Source organism: Holophagales bacterium (assembly GCA_016699405.1).
GTDB lineage: Bacteria > Acidobacteriota > Thermoanaerobaculia > Multivoradales > JAGPDF01 > JAAYLR01.
On record CP064972.1, the window covers coordinates 4,276,587 to 4,292,273 of the forward strand.

19 protein-coding genes are annotated in these 15,687 nt (G+C 70.3%); 4 read left to right on the forward strand and 15 right to left on the reverse strand.

Going from position 1 to position 15,687, the window contains the following annotated elements:
- Positions 1-30: 30 nt before the first annotated feature.
- Both IPJ17_17720 and IPJ17_17725 read right to left on the reverse strand, forming a co-directional pair.
- Entirely contained in the window at positions 31-444 is a 414-nt protein-coding gene (locus tag IPJ17_17720) for a hypothetical protein (GenBank protein ID QQR73301.1), read from the reverse strand.
- 81 nt (positions 445-525) lie between these two features.
- Complete coding sequence (locus tag IPJ17_17725; GenBank protein ID QQR73302.1) at positions 526-1,011, reverse strand: Rrf2 family transcriptional regulator; 486 nt, start codon at positions 1,009-1,011, stop codon at positions 526-528.
- A 203-nt stretch (positions 1,012-1,214) separates the two neighbouring features.
- On the opposite strand from IPJ17_17725, the gene IPJ17_17730 reads away from it, so the two are divergent.
- On the forward strand, positions 1,215-1,841 hold the full coding sequence (locus tag IPJ17_17730; GenBank protein ID QQR73303.1) for an OmpW family protein: 627 nt from the start codon (positions 1,215-1,217) through the stop codon (positions 1,839-1,841).
- 147 nt (positions 1,842-1,988) lie between these two features.
- On the opposite strand, the gene IPJ17_17735 is transcribed toward IPJ17_17730, so the two are convergent.
- From IPJ17_17735 to IPJ17_17760, 6 genes are all read right to left on the reverse strand, one after another.
- Entirely contained in the window at positions 1,989-2,396 is a 408-nt protein-coding gene (locus IPJ17_17735) for a nuclear transport factor 2 family protein (protein QQR73304.1), read from the reverse strand.
- 61 nt (positions 2,397-2,457) lie between these two features.
- Positions 2,458-2,844, reverse strand: a complete 387-nt coding sequence (locus IPJ17_17740; protein ID QQR73305.1) for a hypothetical protein — start codon at positions 2,842-2,844, stop codon at positions 2,458-2,460.
- A 53-nt stretch (positions 2,845-2,897) separates the two neighbouring features.
- Positions 2,898-3,431 carry a damage-inducible protein DinB gene (locus IPJ17_17745; GenBank protein QQR73306.1) on the reverse strand — a complete coding sequence of 178 codons (534 nt, stop codon included), beginning with the start codon at positions 3,429-3,431 and terminating at the stop codon, positions 2,898-2,900.
- Positions 3,432-3,465: 34 nt separating this feature from the next.
- A complete protein-coding gene (locus IPJ17_17750) occupies positions 3,466-3,801 on the reverse strand; it encodes a hypothetical protein (protein QQR73307.1) in 336 nt (111 codons plus the stop codon).
- 112 nt (positions 3,802-3,913) lie between these two features.
- Positions 3,914-4,108 carry a hypothetical protein gene (locus tag IPJ17_17755; protein ID QQR73308.1) on the reverse strand — a complete coding sequence of 65 codons (195 nt, stop codon included), beginning with the start codon at positions 4,106-4,108 and terminating at the stop codon, positions 3,914-3,916.
- A gap of 78 nt (positions 4,109-4,186) precedes the next feature.
- A complete protein-coding gene (locus IPJ17_17760; GenBank protein ID QQR73309.1) occupies positions 4,187-5,389 on the reverse strand; it encodes a hypothetical protein in 1,203 nt (400 codons plus the stop codon).
- A gap of 506 nt (positions 5,390-5,895) precedes the next feature.
- Between IPJ17_17760 and IPJ17_17765 the strand changes: the two genes are divergently transcribed.
- On the forward strand, positions 5,896-6,834 hold the full coding sequence (locus tag IPJ17_17765) for a hypothetical protein (GenBank protein QQR73310.1): 939 nt from the start codon (positions 5,896-5,898) through the stop codon (positions 6,832-6,834).
- A 55-nt stretch (positions 6,835-6,889) separates the two neighbouring features.
- Positions 6,890-8,995 carry a C1 family peptidase gene (locus IPJ17_17770; protein ID QQR73311.1) on the forward strand — a complete coding sequence of 702 codons (2,106 nt, stop codon included), beginning with the start codon at positions 6,890-6,892 and terminating at the stop codon, positions 8,993-8,995.
- A 30-nt stretch (positions 8,996-9,025) separates the two neighbouring features.
- Here IPJ17_17770 and IPJ17_17775 read toward each other — a convergent pair whose 3' ends face one another.
- From IPJ17_17775 to IPJ17_17785, 3 genes are all read right to left on the reverse strand, one after another.
- The gene (locus tag IPJ17_17775; protein QQR73312.1) at positions 9,026-9,451 is read right to left on the reverse strand and encodes an ester cyclase; all 426 of its coding nucleotides are present in this window, start codon (positions 9,449-9,451) and stop codon (positions 9,026-9,028) included.
- On the reverse strand, positions 9,448-9,942 hold the full coding sequence (locus IPJ17_17780) for a hypothetical protein (GenBank protein ID QQR73313.1): 495 nt from the start codon (positions 9,940-9,942) through the stop codon (positions 9,448-9,450). The genes IPJ17_17775 and IPJ17_17780 overlap by 4 nt, the downstream gene beginning before the upstream one ends.
- Before the next feature lie 327 nt (positions 9,943-10,269).
- Positions 10,270-10,497, reverse strand: a complete 228-nt coding sequence (locus IPJ17_17785) for a hypothetical protein (GenBank protein QQR73314.1) — start codon at positions 10,495-10,497, stop codon at positions 10,270-10,272.
- A gap of 266 nt (positions 10,498-10,763) precedes the next feature.
- Here IPJ17_17785 and IPJ17_17790 point away from each other — a divergent pair, with 266 nt between their 5' ends.
- Complete coding sequence (locus tag IPJ17_17790; GenBank protein QQR73315.1) at positions 10,764-12,935, forward strand: hypothetical protein; 2,172 nt, start codon at positions 10,764-10,766, stop codon at positions 12,933-12,935.
- A 15-nt stretch (positions 12,936-12,950) separates the two neighbouring features.
- On the opposite strand, the gene IPJ17_17795 is transcribed toward IPJ17_17790, so the two are convergent.
- The 4 genes from IPJ17_17795 to IPJ17_17810 all read right to left on the reverse strand — a co-directional run bounded on the left by IPJ17_17795 (position 12,951) and on the right by IPJ17_17810 (position 15,662).
- Positions 12,951-13,493: a hypothetical protein gene (locus IPJ17_17795; GenBank protein QQR73316.1), complete on the reverse strand. Its 543-nt coding sequence runs from the start codon at positions 13,491-13,493 to the stop codon at positions 12,951-12,953.
- Between the two features lie 129 nt (positions 13,494-13,622).
- Positions 13,623-14,465 carry a DHCW motif cupin fold protein gene (locus IPJ17_17800; protein QQR73317.1) on the reverse strand — a complete coding sequence of 281 codons (843 nt, stop codon included), beginning with the start codon at positions 14,463-14,465 and terminating at the stop codon, positions 13,623-13,625.
- Between the two features lie 32 nt (positions 14,466-14,497).
- Entirely contained in the window at positions 14,498-14,923 is a 426-nt protein-coding gene (locus IPJ17_17805; protein ID QQR73318.1) for a TfoX/Sxy family protein, read from the reverse strand.
- 184 nt (positions 14,924-15,107) lie between these two features.
- Positions 15,108-15,662: a hypothetical protein gene (locus IPJ17_17810; GenBank protein QQR73319.1), complete on the reverse strand. Its 555-nt coding sequence runs from the start codon at positions 15,660-15,662 to the stop codon at positions 15,108-15,110.
- Between the last annotated feature and the right edge of the window lie 25 nt (positions 15,663-15,687).

A 15,687-nucleotide genomic window follows, 5' to 3' on the forward strand; every position in this document is an offset into this window, starting at 1 on the left:
CGGGCAGCGATCGAGCTCGACCCGTTCCGATCAGGAACGAGGCGGAACCCCGAGCCAGGCGCAGGCGGCGTCGAGATCCTGGAAAACCCGCACCGCGACGCCGCGGTTCACCGCTACGGTCTCCCAGAACTGCGCGTCGTTGGCGCAGGACGGATGGCAGACCAAGGCGGCGCGACCGACTCCCGGCGCGATCTCGGAGATGAACGAGGCAGCCCGGAAGGTATCGACCGTGTCGAGGCGGTATTCGAGCCTCCGCTCGTCGCAGAGCAACCGCCTGTGCTGCCCCTCCGCGCACCGCGAGAGGATCGCCAGGCCGTGCTCCTGCACCTCGGCGAGACTCTCGTCGACGCCCGAGGCTTCGACGCACAGGAGATCGCCTTCCGGCTTCATGAGATATTCGATCGCCACGCCCCCCCTGGACGCCCGAGGCGCAACCGTCCGCATCGTGCGGCTCGCGCCGTTCGATGGAGCGTATCGAAAGCTGCGGTGGGCCGTCTCGACGGCACGCCCCGAGTGGGTTCGCGCTCAGTCGACCCGCGGCTCGCGTCGCGAGCGGGGACCCGCGGGCCGGCGCGGGCGCGCGGCGACACCGGGGGAGCTCTCGGGGCCGAGAACCTTCAGCCCCTTGTGGGCCACCCGGTGATCCGGCGACGTGCCGGCCAGGGCGTCGAATCGGATCGAGGCGAGGTGCCCCTCGAGCAGCGCCGAGGCACCGGCCCAGGCACGCTGCGCCGGGCAACCCTCGGCGAGCGGGCAGGTGTGCGGCTCGGCGACGCAGGGGTTGAGGGAGATCTCCCCCTCCATCGCCTGCACCACGTCGAGCATCGAGATCTCCGCCGCGGGCCGGGCGAGGCGAATCCCTCCGCCCTGACCGCGCGTCGTCTCGAGCAGCCCGGCGGCGCCCAGCCGGGCGACGATCCGGCGGACGAAGGAGAGCGGCAGCAGGCGCTGGTCGGCGACGTCACGGACCTGGACGCTCGCCCCCTCCTCCAGCGTGGCGAGGTGCAGCACCGTGCGGACGGCGTAGTCGGTCTCGCGGCGAATTCCGAGCAGATGGCCTCCGATCCAGCAGGCCGAAGTGTACCGGAAGCCCCCCGCTGCCCGCCGGAGAAGATTACCTTGTTGGTAATAATACTGTTATACTCTCCTTCAAGGGCGCCGGCGCGGCGACTCCCGCCGCGGGCCGGGCTCGAATCCAAGGAGGAGAGATCCCCATGAAGAAGCTCATCGGCCTCGTGATCCTGGCGCTCGCCTTCGTGCCCGCCACCGGCAACGCCGAACCCGGCGACCTGCTCGTCCGGCTGCGCGCCGTGAAGATCAACACCGCCAACAAGTCCGACGCGATTCCGGCGCTCGGCGTGCCCGCCGACGCGATCACGGTGAGCGACAAGACCATTCCGGAAGTCGACTTCACCTACTTCTTCACCGATCACGTGGCGGCCGAGCTGATCCTCACCGTCCCTCAGCAGCACGACGTCGAGCTGCTCGGCACCAAGCTCGGCACCTTCAAGCACCTGCCGCCGGTGCTCGCCGCGCAGTACCACTTCGCGCCCGACGCCGCCTTCCGTCCGTACCTCGGCCTCGGCCTGAACTTCACCCTGATCTCCGACGTCAAGCTCGCGGTGCCGGGCGTCGGCAAGCTCGACCTCTCCGGCTCGAGCCTCGGCCTCGCCGCCCAGGCCGGCTTCGACGTCAAGCTCAGCGACAAGCTCTTCCTCAACGCCGACGTCAAGTACGTCAAGCTCGGCTCCGACGTGAAGCTCGCCGCGACCGGCCAGAAGGTCAGCTCGGTCGACATCGACCCCTGGCTCATCGGCCTCGGCGTCGGCTATCGCTTCTAGTCGCGTCGCCTCGGGCTCGCCTTCCAGGCCCGAGGAATCGGGCCGCCCTCACGTCCCCCCAGGACGAGGGCGGCCCGCCAAGTCCCGCCCCACTCGACGTCTCCCGGCCTCCGGCGGCCAACCAGTCTCGCGGATCGGCGCCCCCACCTACCCGGCGGTCGGCAGCGGAAGCCCGTGCTGGCGCAGGAAGGTGAGCTTGTCCCAGTAGCCGCGCTGGAAGACGATCTTCCCGGCAATGACGTGGAAGAAGCCGCAACCGCGCAGGCCGAGCGGATCGCGCCATTCGAGGATCGCCCAGTCACCCTCCTCGAAGAGATTCTCGACGAGACAGACCATCGTCGCCGCGGCGAAACCCTCGGCGAACATCCGGCGAATCGCCGCGCGGCCGACCACCGGCGACTCGGCCACCTGGTGGTTGACGGCGTCCTCGGCGTAGAACGCGGCGAGCGCCTCGACATCGGCGCGATTGAACGCCTCGACCCAGGCGGTCACCAACGCGCGTGGGCCGAGCGGTACCCACCCTCCGGGAGTGTCTCCTGACGGCAAATCGGTCATCGACCGTGTGCTCCTTCTTCTCGTCTTCCGGCGGCGACGCGCACGTCGCGCCGGGGGTCGTTCAGTAGCGACCGAGCTGCACGAGCATTGCCGCCGCGTCGAGCGCCGGGGCGAGCTTCGCCTCGACGGCGCGGAACCACTCGGCCTCGTGCCATCGCCCGTCGGGTCCGCGCTCCCCGGGCGGCTCCCATTCCTTGAATCGATAGAAGAGATCGGGGACCGCTCGCCCGAGCGCCGCGATCTCCGCCGGGGAAAACCCCTCCGCCTGCAAGCGCTCGGCTTCGGCCAGCGCAACGGCGTAGGGCCCGCGTCGCGCGGCGAGCTCGGCGGAGCGGTCCATCTCGGCGATCAGTCCGCGCAACGCCACGGCGAGCTCGCGGAGCTGCACGCGGCGGTCGTCGTCGGCAAACCAGATCGCCAGCGAGCTCGCGTCGCCACGCTCGTTCATCGGACCCTCTCACGCCATCCGGCGTCGGCTCGGCGGCTCACCGCAACCCCCGTTCACCGCGCGACGACCGCGGCCTCCGCCGGCCAGTCCGGCTCGGGCCGTCCCGACCAGATCCAGACGATGTAGTCGACGAGTGGCGGCTCGACGCCGAGCTCGCGGATTCGTGCGGTCACCTGACCGCGGTGGTGAGCAGAGTGCATCGCCACCTGAAGCCCCGTCTCGCCGAGACGCGGCGCGACGTAGCTCCCGCCGAGCCCGGCAGCGACTCGCGCGGCCCACGGCAGGTCGACCGGCCGCTCGAGCGACGACGCCTCGAGCCCCGCGAGCTCGCGCTGCGCCTCGGCGTGGTACGCGCGGGCCCACGCCGCGAGCGCCGCGGGCCCGAAGGTCTCGCCGCCGGCGAGATCCAACGGCCGGCCGCACCAGACGTCGAGAAAGGCGCGTTGGACGAGGTGGATGTGGTGGAGCCTGCCGCGCAGCGCTTCGTCCTCGCCGAGCGACTCGTGGGCGAGCACGACCTTCCAGACGAGCGCGTCGGCCCATTCCATGTGCCGCAGGAGGTCGACGACGAGCCGGTGTGGATCCATGCGGGAGATCCTAGCCGTCGCCACCGGTCGGACGTCAATTCGCCGCCGGGGCCCTCAGCGGCTGCCGCTCGACGCGCCAGGTGCCGTCGGCCTCGCGGACGAAGATGAAGCACTCGCGGGCCCGCTCGCGCTGTAGCGTCGGAAAGCCGAAGAGCTGCGCTCGACGGAACCCCCAGAGCTCCGAGGCCGGCCGGATCAGCTCGAAGACCTCGAGCGCCTCACGCTGCCGTGCGGTGTCGTCCGCCTCGGGCGCCGAGGAGACGAAGTCGAGCGAGAACGCGTCCTGCTCGGGAAGGCGCTCGTCGTGTTCGAGGCCCCAGACGAGCATCACCGAGGTGACCTTCACCGCCCGCCCGGACGGCAGCGTCACCTCGTGCCAGAGCTTCTGGAAGGAGTCGCCGCAGCCGAACGTGAGGGCGAGCAGCGCCGCGAGAGCGAGCCGGCACCACGTGCGGCGCCGCTCCCGGCGGAGCGGCCCGACCTCAACGGGCGCGGTCCACCTTCGGCCAGCGAGAGAACGCGATGACGTAGAGCAGGACAAGGTTGACCCCCGGAACGAACGTCAGCAGGGCGAGCCAGGGCGAGAGCCCCGCTCGCTGACAGATGCGTACCAGCGGCACCCACAGGGCCACGGCGACGAGGGCCAGGGCGAGGGTTTCCAGGAAGCCGAGCGGCATGGGATCTCCTCGAGGCAAGCCGCCCCGCACGCACCCGGCGTTCGACGCGCGGGTGCGGCTCGCCGGGAAGTGAAACGCTCACGGTGCCAGCAGCACGCCCCACATGAAGTCGAACTGCGTCGCGCCCTTGAGCACCGCTGGAATCGGCGTGCCGGTCGGATTGTACGGCAGCATCGCCCGGGCGGCGGCCGGCGTCGCGCCATCGGCGCCGAACGAGGCGTAGACGTGGCAGCCGATGCAGGACGACGCGGAGATCGTCCCGTTGCCGACGATCCGCTCGATGACCGAATTGCCCAGCACCGTCGGCGTGCCGTCGGCTGCGTTGTAGTCGACCTGGCTCGACTTGAGGCAGTAGTTCTGCCAGACCGGCGAGAGGTTCGCCTGCTTCATCCAGGCCTGGAGCGCCGGCGTCTTCGGGCAGGCGCCGTACTGCGTGTTGACCGCCGAGAGGATCGGCAGGACGACGGGGATCGTCGAGCCGAAGCTGTCCCAGCAGCCCATGCTGTCGCAGCGCCCGGGGTTCATCGCGTGCTCGAACGTCCCCCAGACCCAGTTCGGATTCTGGCGACTGCTGACATGCAACGAGACGAGGGCGTATTCGACGCCGCCGGAGCTCGCGGTGTAGTAGAGCTTCTCCACGTTGCCGACGCTGCCGAGCTGCGGGAGCCACTGGAGCATCGTCTGCACCGGCACCCAGTCGCCCTTGACCGAGATCGACGAGGCAGGCATCACCACCTGGAAGCCCTTGGCGAAGGCGGCGGCGAGCCCGGCCTTGGTGTTCAGCCCGTGGCCGACGATGTAGTCGTACTGCGGACGATTGCGCTTCGTCTCCTCGGCGATGCAGGGTGTCGGCGGTCCCTGCGTCGGGAAGCCGCCGACGGCGGCGTTGCCCGGCGGGGCACAGACCACGTCGATCGGACCGTGGCTCGGGAGCGCCGGATCGGTCATCCTGCCGAGCAGGCTCGCATGGAGCCTCTTCGGCTCATCCACACCCGGCCAGTGCGGCGTCTGCGAGAAGGTGTCTTCGTCCGACGCCCAGGTCTCGAAGACGACGCGGGACGGCCGCATCGGTGAGACCGGGGCGGCGAACTGGGTGAAGAGCTGCCACAGGAAGGCGTCGGAGCTCTGCGTCGTCCCGTCGACCGCGCCCGCACGCGCGGGCACTCCGACCGCCACTGTACCGCCGGCCGAGACCGCGGCCGCCCCCAACAACCCGCCGAGCACCGCCACCGCACCCGCGACGGCGAGCAGCCCGGCCTTTTCGATCCTCGCTCGCTTCATGGTCCCTCCCCCATTCGGTTGGACGCCCCCGGGCGATGCCGCCGCTCGGCTCTCCACCGACGCGCACCGCCCGCACGTCTCGCCGCGACGGTGCGCCACCGCTCGCCGTCGAGACGACACTCGGCACAGCTCAGGGAACGTCAACCGGAATGAACGAACGACCGGGCGATTTCGGGCGCGCACGGCCGACCGCTCGCTCGCGCTCCCTTCGTCCGCAAGCCGAACCGACGGTCGTCGACCGTGCACGTCGGGCGCCGGCCCCGCCCGGCGATTCGACGCGCAGGCGGGGAGCGGGAGCACACGGCCATCGCGGGTTCGGCTCCCGCCTTCCCGGGGCGGCGCGAGAGATCCCGAGCAAGACCAGTCGAGCCGACGCCCGAACTCCCGTTCTCGTTCGTCTTGGACATCAGAAGCTCACTGCCCGATTCCACGGGAAGGATGCCAATTCCGGTTCGCCGGGAGCGCAAGAGACCGCGCCGCCCGCCTGCCAGCAAGGAGATCGAACGATGACCGACGAAACCAGCCTGACGAGGACGCTCGAGGCGAGTCGTCACGCAGCACACCAGGCCCTCGCCCGGCGCGAGGAGGCGCTCCGACGGCGAAGCGCTGGCTTCCGGAGTCGGGCCGGGGGGGCGCAGCCACCGCTCGCCGAATTTGCCGCCCCGGCGGCCAAGATGGCCGAGGCCGGCGGTGTGGCCTCTTCCGGGGTGCTGGTGGCCGAAGGCGACTCCTGGTTCGACTACCCAGGCTGCGACGTGCTCGGCGCACTCGAGGACGACCACGGCTTCGACATCGAGTCTGTGGCGCACACGGGCGACCGGGTCGAGGACATGGCCTACTCCGGCGGCCAGCTCGACGACTTCTGCCGTCGCCTCGAACGGGTGCTGCGCCGTGGCGTGATTCCTCGCGCCGTGCTGCTGTCCGGCGGCGGCAACGACATCGCCGGCGACGAGCTCGCCGTGCTGCTCAACCACGCCGCGTCAGCGAAGCCGGGGATCAACGAGGACGTCGCCCGTGGCGTCATCGACGAGCGGCTGCGTCTCGCCTACACCTGGATCTTCGGCGCGGTGACTTCGCTCTGCCAGGAAAAACTGGGAGCCAGGATCCCCATTCTCGTGCATGGCTACGACTACCCGGTCGCCGACGGCCGCGGCTTCTGGGGCGGCCGGTGGTTCCTGCCGGGCCCCTGGCTCGAGCCGGGATTCCGCCAGAAGGGCTTCGGCGACCCGGCGGAACGGGCCCGACTGCTGCAGCAGCTCATCGATCGCTTCAACCAGATGCTGATCGACCTCGCTGCGCTGCCCGGTTTCTCGCACGTGCGCTTCGTGGACCTTCGCGGGACCCTCTCGACCGGCGCCGACTACCGCGATTGGTGGGCCAACGAGCTCCACCCGACCGAGCCGGGGTTCCGCCGCGTCGCCGAACGCTTCGCCGCGCTGATTTGAGGCCTGCAGCACTGCACCAACGAGCTTTCCGCCGACCACCGACACGGAGGACCGCATGCCGACGCAACGTATCCCGCGTGCCCGCACCGTCTTCGCCGACCCGATCGACTTCCGCGACCGGATCTATCAGCCATCGGTGGTCAAGGCCCCGCCACCCGAGCACGACGCCCTGAGCGACCTCAAGGGACGCTTCGGAAAGTCGATCCCGGTGCTCGACCAGAAGAGCACCAACGCCTGCACCGGCTTTGCGTTGGCCAGTGTCGTGAACTACCTCCGTCGCTCCTCGGGCATCGAGTCCGACGCGTCGACGTCGGCGCCGATGCTCTATTTCATGGCCCGGCGCTACGACGAGTTCCCCGGTTCCGCCAAGGACAGCGGGTCGAGCGTCCGGGGAGCGCTGAAGGGTTGGTTTCACCATGGCGCCGCGGCCGACTCGGTCTGGCCCAACAGCCGGCTGACCACCCCGGCACCGAACCCCGCCAAACCCGAAACCGACTGGTGGTTCGATGCCGCCCAGCGCCCGCTCGGCGCTTACTACCGCGTCGACGCCAAGGCGATCGCCGACCTCCACGTCGCGCTCGCCGAGGTCGGCGTGCTCTACGCGAGCGCCCTCTGTCACGACCGCTGGATGGAAGGATTCGACGAGGAGCGACACGAGCGATTGGGGATCTGGGAGATCCCGGTCGGCAAGGCGGCCCCCGACGACGGCGGACACGCCTTCCTCATCTATGGCTACGACCACGAGGGGTTCCTGATCCAGAACTCCTGGGGACGCAACTGGGGCTCCGACGGGCGCGCGCGCCTTCGCTACGAAGACTGGCTCGCCAACGCCATGGATTGCTGGGTCGTCCAGGCCGGCGTCGCCACCGCCGAGCATCTCGCCGTCGCCGCCGCCGGCGGCCTGCGCGTCCGCGACGGTCGCGTCGCCCTGTCGAGCGACGAGATCCTGCGCGATCGCGAGATCTCGCCCTTCATCATCGACATGGAGAACAACGGCGAGCTCAGCACGAGCGGTCGTTTCCGCACCAGCGAAGGCGACGTCGAGTCGCTGCTCACCGACCTGATCCCGAAAGCCCGCGAGGATTGGGGCCTCGCACCCGGAGCTCCGATCGACGTGGCGATCTACGCCCACGGCGGGCTCACCACCGAAGGCACCGCCGCCAAGACCGCCGCGACCTGGATCCCGGCGCTCTACGAGGCGCACGTCTTCCCGATCTTCCTCGTCTGGGAAACCGGAATGGTGAAGACCCTCGTCGACCTCGCCGAGGAGGCGGTGCGTGGTCAACCGCGCGCCACCGGCGGCATCGGCGACCGGCTCGACGCCTTCCTCGAACAACGTCTCGAACGCCTGCTCGCCGCGCCCGGCACCGCCGTGTGGGGGGAGATGAAGGAGAACGCAGCGCAGATCTCGCAGAACCCCAAGGGTGGGGCGCGGCTGCTCTACTCGGTCAACAAGCGGCTGAGTCCGCCGCCACTCGAACCGCGGACGACCCGCCTCCACCTCATCGGCCACTCGGCCGGCGCGATCGTCCACTGCCACCTCGTCGACCAGCTCGCCAAGGCCGGATGGACGTTCGACAGCGTCAATTTCATGGCACCGGCCGTCCGGGTCGACACCTTCCGGTCCACGCTCCTGCCGCGCCTGAAGTCGGGCGAGGTCCGGCGCCTGCTGCAGCTCCACCTCTCCGACGCCGCCGAACAAAAGGACAACACCTGCCGCGCCATCCTCGGCTACGGCCGCTCGTTGCTCTATCTCGTCTCCGAGTCGTTCGAGGGGGGCGAACGCACACCGATTCTCGGCATGGAGAAGTACTTCGGAAAGCTCGGTCCGCTGCCGAACACCACGGCTCACACCCCCGCTACGATCGGCGCGGCGGTCTCGACCCACGGCGGCTTCGACGACGACGAGGTGGTGCGTGCGACGGTGATCGCCAACATCCTCCGCCAGACGGCGAAGAGCACGGCCGGCGCCAAGGCGAAGGCAGACAAGCCGCTGGCACGAGAGGCGGCGGGCGCAAGCTCGCGGCCCACCGGTCGCCCGGAATCTTCCCCGAAGTCGATGACCGGCAAGCTCGCCGAAGCCCAGGCCGACTCGGCGTCCTCCAAGAGCCGTTCGACGAACGCCCGACGGAAGGCGGTGACGAAGCGCCCGGCCAAGTGACCGCCAGCCGCCGCGCCGGCGCCGGGTTCGTCAGCCGACCGGCTCGAGGGCGCCGGCTGCGAGGAAGGGCAGGAGCATGTTGGCGGCGCCGCCATGCTCGACGATGCGGCCGTCGACGACCCGGTCGACGTTGACGCCGGTGAAGACCATCGAGCGACCGGTCGGCGCCATGCCGAGCCACTCGCGCGCGTGCGTGCCGCGCGCGGTGACGCTCGTGGCGACCCACTCGCCCTCGGCGATCTGTCGCTCGATGGTCAGGTGCAGATCGGCGTAGATCGCGCGCACGGCCCGCACGTGCTCGGCCATTCCGGCGACGCCGCTTGCCACGCGCACGAGGCCGTCGGTCTCGACGCAGTCGGGCGAGACGACGTCAGCCATCCGGGTGACGTCGCCGGTGTTGACCATCTCCTCGACGAAGCGCCTCACCACCCGCTTGTTCTCCTCGCAAGAGCTCATCGTGCGTCTCCGGAGCGTGCCGGCGCGATGGCGGGACGACGCGGCTCGGCCGGGAGACCGGTTCGCCGTCCGAGGAGCCCGGCAAAGAGCATCGCGCCCAGTGCATGGGGGGCGAACGTCGCGCCGAAGGTCCACGGATGGTGCAGCCACCCGCCGAGCAGCTCGCCGATCGCCGGCGGACGAGCGCCGTCGGCGAGAAGGGCTCCGGCGAGCATCGGCGCGAGCGACAGCGCGACGGCGAGCGCCAGCCGAAACGCCAGGACGCGTCGTTTGACCGCGGCAAGCTCGAGAACCGGTCCGAGGAGCACCAGGAGGGCGATGCCGAAGGCGGCGGCGCGAATGCCGAACGCCGCGCCGACCGGCACCGGCAACCAGCCCGAGTCGTCCCGCGAGGGGGCGAATCCGCCGATCGGCGCCAGGGTGAAGGCCAGAAACAGGGCCATCGAGCGCAGAGCCGCTCGCAGGATGGCGACAGCACGAATTCCGTTCATGGATCTCGCTCCGAATCTCGTTCACCGCCTCGGATCGACACCGACGTAGGCGCCTTCGTCTCCCTTCGCGGAGCGGTCGCTGTTGCTCCACCCCGCCCCCCCGGGAGCGCGAGTGGCCCGACGGGATGCTCCCGCTCGGCGCGGCTCCGCGTGGAGACGAGGACATCCTGCCGCGACGATTCCTCGAACGTCGATCGCGGCCTCGCGAGTCTCGCCTCGACGAAAGCACCGGTCAACGGCCCGCTCCAGCGACGGCGCGACGGGTCGACGCTCCGGCGCATCACCAGGACGTTCGGCCGGCGCCGCGCGGCGAGCCCGTGCGGCCGGTCAGCCGAGCTCGGGATCGACGGCCCGTCGAGCACCGAGGAACGCGGCCCCGGTGCCCATCGCGAGCGCGGCGACGAACAGGCCGAGGAGCGCCACCGCGGCTTCGCTCACCACCCCGTCGAGCTCGAGCGCCCGCAGAAGGTCCGTCGCGTCCCAGAGCAACCAGGAGAAGAGTGCTGTTCCGCTGGCGATCAAGGCGAGTCCGGCGATTCGAGACAGCAGACGCATGCGATCGCTCCTTCCGGGACGAGGCGTTCGCCGCGATCCTATCGCCGCTCGTCAGTAGCCTGCACCGCGATGCCCCGCTGGCGACGCCGGCGGCTCTCCGCTTCGCCTGGCCGTGGGCGGTGTCTGGATTCCCGCGCCGGATTCGGCGACGACCTTGCCGACGAGCCCCTGGGCCGGGGGACGACTGTCCCCTCTTCCGACGCGTCCGCGCACCTCGGATTGGAATCGAGGGAGACGATCGGGTCTCACCGGGGAGGAAGGAAGAGATGTTGACTCGGAGGAAGCTGCCCGCTCTTCGTTGCACTTTCGCGGTTGCTCTCGTCACGACGTCGCTTTCCGCCTCGCGGCTGGCCGCGACCGACCCGGGCCTCTGGTCGCTCGCCGGAGCAGGGCCCGTCGAGGAGTTCCCGACGGGCCTCGCCGTCGGCGCCGACGGGAACCTGGCCTTTGCCGCCATCTCCCAGGCCGCCCCCCAGGGTCTCTATCACGCGACGCTGACGCGGATCGACCCGTTCGGGCAGCTCCTGTGGGCGAAGAGCTACGGCGGCAGCGGAACCGACTGGCCGGAGTCGATCGTGGCGACGCCCGGCGGCGGTTTCGTCGTCGCAGGTTCCACCTCCTCGTTCGGCCTCGGCCAGCCGTCCGGGTGGGTCTTCGCCACCGACGCGGCGGGAGCGCTTCTCTGGCAGAAGGCCTACACCGTCGCGGGCGCCGTCGGCAGCAGGTTCGACGACATCTGGCGGCTGCGCGGCGGCGGCTATCTGCTCGTGGGAACGATCGCCTTCGTCGAGACCGAGGAAGGCGGCGAGATCTGGGTCCAGCGCATCGACGACTCGGGGGGTGTCGTGTGGAGTCGCCGCTTCGGCGGCGATCCGGTCTACGAGGGGATGCAGGCCCTCGAGCGCCGCAACGGCGAGCTCCTGGTGGTCGGTAGCGACCTCGACGGCCACGCGCTGCTTCTCGACCTCGACCCCAGCGGCAATCTCCTCTGGCAGAAGAGCCTCGATCAGTTCACGGTCGGCGAGCTGTCTGTCGCCGAAACAGCGGACGGCGGTCTCGTGCTCGGCGGGGAGCAGTACGCCACCAGCGGCTTCGATCGCAACCTCGTGGTCGCGCGTCTCGACGCCGCGGGCGCCCCGCTGTGGTCCCGCAGCTACGGCAGCTCGAACCTGGAGTTCGCCGGCCGCGACCTGATGGTCCTTCCCGATGGCAGCTTCCTGGTGCCGGGCACGACGGAGGCGCAGATCGGCCCCAACGAGTATCAGCGTGGCCTGCTGCTCCGTCTCTCCGCCTCCGGCGAGCTGCTCCTGCAGGAGGCCCTGAGCTCCGGCGACCGGACCTCCTTCCGCAGCCTCGCACGCGGCAGCGACGGCGCCATCTACGCCGCCGGCCACGGTTCGCCCCATCCGGGCGGCTGGCATTGGAGCGTTTCGCGACTCTCCGGCACCGGCGAGATCGGCAGCGGCTGCGCTCCGGCGCTGCGCCCGGTCACCATCCAGGACTCGCCGCTCACGCTCGCCGTCGGCACGCCGTCGCTCGCGGCCGCCAGCCTGGCAGCCACGGCGGTCTCGACCAGTGCCACGGCGACGCCGACGACCTGGACCTTGTCGACGACCTGCACCGCCGCGACACCGGCAGCGGCCTGCACCGCCGACGCGACGTCGCTCTGCCTGGGAGACCACCGCTTCCGCGTGAGCGCGAGCTGGGACACCCCGGCAGGGCTGCGTGGTGCCGCGCAGGCGGTGACGCTGACCCGCGACACGGGCTACTTCTGGTTCTTCGACCCGGCCAACGTCGAGCTGATCCTCAAGACACTCGACGGCTGCGGCGTCAACAGCGCCTACTGGGTCTTCGCCGGCGGCTTGACCAACGTCCACGTCGCCCTCTCGGTGACCGACACGGCGACGGGCCTGGTGAAGGCCTACGACAACCCGGCGAACACGCCCTTCCGGCCGATTCAGGACACGTCGGCGTTCTCCACCTGCAGCGCACTGACCTCGCCTCCCCCACTCGACGAGCTGAGTGGCGTGCTCGGAGCCGACGAACCGGCGGAGACGGCGCTCGAAGAGCTTTCGGCCTCGAGCGGAAGCTGTGTGCCCTCCTCGACGGTGCTCTGCCTCAACAACGGCCGCTTCAAGGTCGAGACGACCTGGAGGCTGCCGAGCGGCGCCGCGGGAGCGGCCCATCCGCTGAAGCTCACCGCCGACACCGGCACCTTCTGGTTCTTTTCGGCGAGCAACGTCGAGCTGGTCGTCAAGGTCTTGAACGGCTGCGGCGTCGGCGGCCACTACTGGGTCTTCGCCGGCGGCCTGACCGACGTCGCGACGGTGGTCAAGGTCACCGACACGACGACCGGCGCGGTGCAGACCTACACCAACCCGCCGGGTGTCCAGTTCCAGCCGATCCAGGACACCAGCGCCTTCGCGAGCTGTCCGTGAACGTCGTGCGCGGCCTCAGGCGCACTCGCAGCTCGCCACCGTCGTCACGAGGCGACAACTGGTGCACCGGCCGGCGAGCGTGAACCAGGTGAAGAGCTCCTGCTCTCGCCCCACGTGGCTCGGATAGCCAGCGGCCCGGCCGCTCTCGAACGCCTCGACGAGAGCGGCCGGGTACTCGAACCGCGCGACGAGGGAGAAGGTCGGACCTCCGCAGCCAGGACAGGTGAAGCGTCCGACCGGCTCGCCCGGCGGTGCTGCCACCGGTGGAAAGTGCTGCATCTCGACGTCGTAGCCGTGCCGTGACGGGTCGAACAGCAGGACCGCGCGACGGCAGGAACCGCACGTCGCCGTGACCGGGCCGCTCACGACCTTCTGGCCGAGGAGCGCGTGGTGCACGATCCGCCCCGAGAGCGAGAAGCCCGCCCTGCCGCAACGACAGCCGACGGAGAAGAAGCGGTTCGGCCACTCGGTGTGGGTGTCGAGCAGCAACTCCGGCGCCTCGGCCGGCGAAACCCGGAAGGCACGAAGGCATCCTGGAGGTGGAAGAACGCTTCCCATGCCGAGATGGAGCTCCAGGCCGGGGCCGATCGGTCAGGTCGACACGCCGAGGAGCGCACCGCGCGCGTGAGATGCCGCCGGCGCAGCAACGGCGCGACTCATCGACCTGCTCCGCGTCGGGCCATGGCCTCAATCGACGATGAACAGCCGCGCGCCGACTGCCGTCGAGGAGCGATGGGGCTCGGCACCGTCGGCGACCTGGTAGCTCGTGCCGGGGCGCAGCGTGAAGGTCCGTCCGTCGCGCAGCTCCGTATGCAGCTCACCTTCGACGCAGAGCAGCACGTGGCCCTTGCTGCACCAGTGGTCGGCAAGGTAGCCCGGCGAGTACTCGACCATGCGAACACGGATCGCCCCACACTGTCGCGTCCGCCAGGTGGCGACGCCCCGCTCGCCCGGATGCATCGTCGGTGCGACGAGCGACCACTCCGTAACCTCGAAGGGGATCCCGGTCATCTCCATGCCCTTCTCCTCCTCTCCGAAGGATACGCCGCGGCGGCGGCCTCGGTTGCCGAAGGTCGGCAGGCGGAGCAGCCAGCGCGGAACGACGGCGGTGTAGGCGTGCCACGCGTTGCCGTGACGCTTTGCCAGCCACGGCTCCTCGCCGTAGACGACGCGGAGGTGGAAGGCGAGCGCGACCGCGACGGCGTAGAGGGCGAGAGCTGGCGAGCGGAAGGTGACCGCCCAGGCGACGAGGACGAGGAGGACCGAGAGGTACATCGGGTTGCGCGAGAAGCGATAGAGGCCGACGCGGACGAGGCGCGTCGGCGGAGCCCAGGGCGCGAGCGTTCCGCGGCCGGCGACGTAGAAGTCGCGGACGCAGCCGAGCAGGGCGATCGTGCCGAGCACGAAGAGCGCACCGCCGAGCGGCAGCGGCACCGGCTCGTGCCCCTCCCGCTCGGCGAGAAGGAAGGGCACCGCGAACGCCACGACACCGGGCAAGGCCAGAAAGGCGACGACGGCGCGGAGGAACAACCCCCCTCGCCACGGCGGGGCCCCCTCGCTCGTCACCCTGGCGACTTCCGAGTCCGTGCCGCCGTCGTCTTCGTCCTGGCCTTCGGCTTGGCCTTGGCCTTCGTCTCGGTTGTGCCCTTCGCCTTGGCGCTCGACTTCGCCTTCCCCTTCGGCTTCGGCGGAGGAAGCGCTGCCGCGGTGGCGATCAGCAGACGCGCGAAGAGCTCGCTGTCGTCGAGCTCGTCGGCGAGTCGCAGGTAGAGCTTCGAACCGGGATAGGCCGGCAGCATCGCGGCAGACGGTGCGAGCGCCTCCCCGGCCGGCGTCGGCTTGAGGAAGACCTGGTTGTCGCAAGCGAAGGCGACGACGACGCCGTCGAGGTAGAGCGCGTACTCGCCGAACATCTTGCGGTAGGTCAGCCGGCCGCCGAGCCCGGCCTGCTCGCTGACGTATTCCATGAACGAGGCATCGGTGGCCATGAGCCCTCCTCGTGGGCCGACTCCGGCGCCGGTCCGCGTCGACCTTCAGTCCGGTTCCATGATCTCACCGGACCGCCCTCCCGGGACCGCCCCGAAAAGAGGGGGCCACGGGGACAGGCACCGGACTCCGCCGGCGTCCGCACGGGTCGAGCTCCGTGCCTGTCCCCGATCCTCGGGAGCGCGCTCAGCGACGCGCGGCGAGATCGCGCCCGGCAGCAAGGTCGAACTTCAATTCGAAGAGGAGCTTGTGCGTCTCGAGAACGGTCTCCTCCGCCCCCCCGAAGCTGCGGATGCTCCCGGCGACGCGCGCCGCCGTGTTGCTCTCGATCTTGGCGTCGAAAGCGGAGAACGCCGTCTGATAGCAGTTCCCCTTGCCGAGGGCATCGTGGCAGAGCCAGATCTTGCCGTGGCCGTCGGCGCCGATCTCGATCTGCACGCCCTCGGAGAAGAGCGCACGCACCGCGGCCAGCGAGGTCGCCGCAGCCAAGGCCTTCGCGTCGAGCGGTTGCGGCGTGAGCAGGACGAAGGCGTTCTTCTGGGTCGCCTCGAACGCGTCGGGGACACGGAAGAGATAGGCCTGGGTGAGCGTGAGCGTCCGGCCGTCGACGCGCAGCATCCCGACCTCTGCCGGCGGCGGGGCCGCCGCGAGCGGTCCGGTCACGAGGACGACGTAGAGAGCGACGAGCGGCGACAGTCCGCGGGCGACACGGCCGAGCGGCGAGGTCAGGCGAAGGGACATCACGGTCTCCTTTCCGAGGGGTCCA

Bases quoted from the DNA above. Each gene is read 5' to 3' on its own strand.
- IPJ17_17795 (QQR73316.1), bottom strand. From the start codon at position 13,493: ATGGGAAGCGTTCTTCCACCTCCAGGATGCCTTCGTGCCTTCCGGGTT.
- IPJ17_17745 (QQR73306.1), bottom strand. From the start codon at position 3,431: ATGGATCCACACCGGCTCGTCGTCGACCTCCTGCGGCACATGGAATGG.
- IPJ17_17760 (QQR73309.1), bottom strand. From the start codon at position 5,389: ATGAAGCGAGCGAGGATCGAAAAGGCCGGGCTGCTCGCCGTCGCGGGT.
- IPJ17_17780 (QQR73313.1), bottom strand. From the start codon at position 9,942: ATGAACGGAATTCGTGCTGTCGCCATCCTGCGAGCGGCTCTGCGCTCG.
- IPJ17_17790 (QQR73315.1), top strand. From the start codon at position 10,764: ATGTTGACTCGGAGGAAGCTGCCCGCTCTTCGTTGCACTTTCGCGGTT.
- IPJ17_17770 (QQR73311.1), top strand. From the start codon at position 6,890: ATGCCGACGCAACGTATCCCGCGTGCCCGCACCGTCTTCGCCGACCCG.
- IPJ17_17785 (QQR73314.1), bottom strand. From the start codon at position 10,497: ATGCGTCTGCTGTCTCGAATCGCCGGACTCGCCTTGATCGCCAGCGGA.
- IPJ17_17740 (QQR73305.1), bottom strand. From the start codon at position 2,844: ATGAACGAGCGTGGCGACGCGAGCTCGCTGGCGATCTGGTTTGCCGAC.
- IPJ17_17755 (QQR73308.1), bottom strand. From the start codon at position 4,108: ATGCCGCTCGGCTTCCTGGAAACCCTCGCCCTGGCCCTCGTCGCCGTG.
- IPJ17_17805 (QQR73318.1), bottom strand. From the start codon at position 14,923: ATGGCCACCGATGCCTCGTTCATGGAATACGTCAGCGAGCAGGCCGGG.
- IPJ17_17730 (QQR73303.1), top strand. From the start codon at position 1,215: ATGAAGAAGCTCATCGGCCTCGTGATCCTGGCGCTCGCCTTCGTGCCC.
- IPJ17_17735 (QQR73304.1), bottom strand. From the start codon at position 2,396: ATGACCGATTTGCCGTCAGGAGACACTCCCGGAGGGTGGGTACCGCTC.
- IPJ17_17720 (QQR73301.1), bottom strand. From the start codon at position 444: ATGCGGACGGTTGCGCCTCGGGCGTCCAGGGGGGGCGTGGCGATCGAA.
- IPJ17_17765 (QQR73310.1), top strand. From the start codon at position 5,896: ATGACCGACGAAACCAGCCTGACGAGGACGCTCGAGGCGAGTCGTCAC.
- IPJ17_17810 (QQR73319.1), bottom strand. From the start codon at position 15,662: ATGTCCCTTCGCCTGACCTCGCCGCTCGGCCGTGTCGCCCGCGGACTG.
- IPJ17_17775 (QQR73312.1), bottom strand. From the start codon at position 9,451: ATGAGCTCTTGCGAGGAGAACAAGCGGGTGGTGAGGCGCTTCGTCGAG.